Source organism: uncultured Polaribacter sp., from assembly GCF_947503855.1.
Classification (GTDB): domain Bacteria; phylum Bacteroidota; class Bacteroidia; order Flavobacteriales; family Flavobacteriaceae; genus Polaribacter.
Genome location: NZ_CANNFF010000028.1, coordinates 1 through 924, shown reverse-complemented (window position 1 = coordinate 924; position 924 = coordinate 1). Strand labels below are relative to the sequence as shown.

Annotated in this window: 1 protein-coding gene; it reads left to right on the top strand. The window is 34.8% G+C overall.

Going from position 1 to position 924, the window contains the following annotated elements; genetic code table 11:
• Positions 1 to 924: hypothetical protein (locus Q0662_RS11905; RefSeq protein ID WP_298950151.1), on the top strand; the 924-nt coding region annotated here is incomplete at both ends.

Sequence of the window (924 nt, the reverse complement as noted above, 5' to 3'; positions counted from 1 at the left end):
GTTGCTTCAGTTGCTAATTTAAGTTGGGTGTTTGACACTGGTACTCCTGAAAATGAAATTTTCTTTAAGCAAATCCAAGACATTGATTTGTTAGGCTATACCTGGGAGAGTAAAGTGAATTTTAATAAAGCAAACTTTAATAGAAATGAGTACAATTTAAACAACTTTAATTATGATGGAGGTGGGTTTTCTATCAACAATCTTCTATTGGTGGAAAGTGTGGTGTTCCAAGATCCCCATACTAATGGTTTTGGGCTCTTTGGCGGAATGAATTATGGTTCTATTACCAATTTAACGATTGACAATGCCCAGTTAAAAATTCGAAATAACGGAACCACCGCACTCAGTAATATTGGTATCTTATCTGGATTTATGAGTCGTTCTTTTTTAAACAATGTTTCTGTAAAAAATTCTTCTATAGATATTTATTCTGGTCCTAACATTAACTTGGTGGGAGGAATCTCTGGAACTGTTAATTATATGGGGCTTGTAAAAGAGATCTCCTCTGAGAATAATAGCATTACAATTAGAGGAGTAGATGCAAACAGCAATCATGAATCTAACCAAGTTGGGGGTGTTTTTGGAAATATGGCTTGGAATGATAAGCGTGCAGACATCTCTAAAATACACTCAACGAATGTCTCTATAGATCTAGCCCGAAGAGCAGTTCATGTAGGAGGATTGATAGGACGTGCTGAATACTTATTCCATTATGAAGGAAATAACGGTGAAAATTATTCTATGAATGAGGTGTATGCAGAGAATTTTGAAATCCGTATTACTCAAGACACCAAAACAAATTGGAATTGGTCTCAAAATATTGGAGGACTTATAGGATCTACTTATGAATCAGATAATGGGCCTATAAAAACACCTGAATTACAAAATGCTTTTGCAACTGGTAAAATATACATCACTTCTCCA